3 protein-coding genes are annotated in these 2,017 nt (G+C 63.2%); 1 reads left to right on the top strand and 2 read right to left on the bottom strand.

Annotation, left to right across the window (positions count from 1 at the left end):
- Together EN943_RS36705 and EN943_RS36710 are read right to left on the bottom strand one after the other, a co-directional pair.
- The coding region (locus EN943_RS36705) for a GTPase (RefSeq protein WP_127416581.1) at window positions 1-418 on the bottom strand (418 nt) is incomplete at its 3' end.
- Window positions 415-1,080: a tetratricopeptide repeat protein gene (locus tag EN943_RS36710; RefSeq protein ID WP_127416582.1), complete on the bottom strand. Its 666-nt coding sequence runs from the start codon at window positions 1,078-1,080 to the stop codon at window positions 415-417. The genes EN943_RS36705 and EN943_RS36710, both read right to left, overlap by 4 nt.
- 213 nt (window positions 1,081-1,293) lie before the next feature.
- Between EN943_RS36710 and EN943_RS36715 the strand changes: the two genes are divergently transcribed.
- A partial coding sequence (locus EN943_RS36715; RefSeq protein WP_127416583.1) for a polysaccharide deacetylase occupies window positions 1,294-2,017 on the top strand: 724 nt, incomplete at its 3' end.

Here is a 2,017-nt window from a genome sequence, read left to right on the forward strand (position 1 = left end):
CGCCAAGGCCGAGTTCCCAAGCTTCCAGCATGCCGCCCTGGGCGCCCTTCGCCTCGGCCTTGTTGGCGACCAGCACGACCGGCTTGCCGGATTTGCGCACGATCTCGGCGAAGGTTCTGTCGTCAGGCAACAGGCCGGACTTGGCGTCGATGGTGAAGAAGATCAGGTCGGCCTCGCGGATGGCGATCTCGGTCTGCACGCGCATGCGGCCGGGCAAGGTCGAGGCGCCCGCGTCCTCGAAGCCGGCGGTGTCGATGACGTCGAAATGCAGGTCGTAAAGCTTGGCGGCATGGACGCGACGGTCACGGGTGACGCCCGGCGTGTCGTCGACAAGCGCCAGCTTCCTTCCCACCAGCCGATTGAAAAGAGTCGATTTGCCGACGTTAGGTCTGCCGATGATGGCGACTTTGAAGGTCACGACGCACTGCCCGACCCGCGGATCAGTTCGGACATCAACGTTGCGCGCTCGCGGGTGTTGCGCGGGGCGCCGTCGTCAGCGGCGATCTGGTCGAACAGTTTTAGCGCATCCTGCGTCTTGCCTTCTTTCCAGGCGGAAAGGCCGAGCGCCTCGCGCGCCGTGTGGCGCAGCGTGTTGGTGTCGGATGTCAGCGCTTCGACACGGCTGGACACGTCGGCGAACGAGCCATGGTCGACGAGCAGCAGCGCTGCCCGCAGCCGCGCCATGTCGCGAATGCTCTGGGGAATGGCCGTGTCGGCGGAGACTTCGTCGAAATCCTTGACGGCGGCGGGAACGTCGCCCTTGTTCGCCTTGACGGTCGCGCCGCGCATGCGGGCGAGCAGCGGATAGGCGCCGTAGCCATCCTTCTCTAACTGATCGAGCGCGGTCAGCGCCTCATCGTTCTTGCCGTCATTGGCAAGCTTCAGCGCCTGGGAGAACGCATCGCCCGAGCGGTTGGCGCGCGTCTCGTCCCAATAGCGATAGCCGACGAAGGCTGCGGTGCCGAGCACCACGAGGATCGCAACGACAATCAGGGCTGGGCCAAAACGGTCCCACAGCGCCTGCGCCTGTTCGCGACGGATCTCGTCGTTGACTTCACGGATAAAACTGTCGTCGGACATCAAATCAAACCATTCCTGCCCGGTCGGGCCTTTGTCAGCCCGCGTTTTAGCGAAATTTTGCCGGCATGGAAGGGGTTCAACCGGAAAATCGCTATTGTCCGGGGCAAACGGATGTTTGCCCCGGACGAGCAGCCGAAGAGGCCCATCGCACCCGCGCCACATTTAGGCGATAGCCGGCTTGCAGACGTTCCCCGAGTTAAGATCAGATTTCCTATGCTTCGTCCGTTCCGCGTTGTTGCGTTTTCGCTTGCCGCGCTCGTCACTGCCGGCGTGGCTCTGGCCGACCCGCCGGCGCCGGCAAAGCCGAAACAGGTCGTCATCATCTCGTTCGACAGCGCCCGCGATATTTCGCAGTGGAAGCGCAGCCGGGCATTGGCTGAGCGCACCGGCGCGCATTTCACCTATTTTCTGTCCTGCGTCTTCCTGCTGTCGCCGGAAACACGCAAGGAATACACCGCACCCGGCAAAAGCGCCGGCAAATCCAACATCGGCTTTGCCGCATCGAAACAGGAAGTCAGCGAGCGGCTCGAGCAGATCGGGCTTGCCGCGCATGAAGGCCACGACATCGCCAGCCATGGCTGCGGCCATTTCGACGGCAAGGACTGGAGCAAGGCCGACTGGCTGAAAGAGTTCGGTTCGTTCGAGCACATTCTCGAGAACGCCTATGCCATCAACGGCATTGCGCCCGAACCCGAGGGCTGGCGCGATTTCGCGCGGCATGCGGTTGTCGGTTTTCGCGCGCCGTATCTGTCGACCGGCAAGGCGCTCTATGAAGCGCTGCCGGCGGCCGGCTATCAATTCGACGCCAGCGGCGTCTCGCAGGGCCCCGCCCGACCGACTGCCAACAACGGCATCATGCACTTTTCGCTGCCGCAGATCCCCGAAGGACCGAAGTCACGACCGGTGATCGCCATGGACTACAATCTCTATGTCAGAC

Source organism: Mesorhizobium sp. M7A.F.Ca.US.006.01.1.1, from assembly GCF_003997935.1.
In the GTDB taxonomy this organism is placed as follows: domain Bacteria; phylum Pseudomonadota; class Alphaproteobacteria; order Rhizobiales; family Rhizobiaceae; genus Mesorhizobium.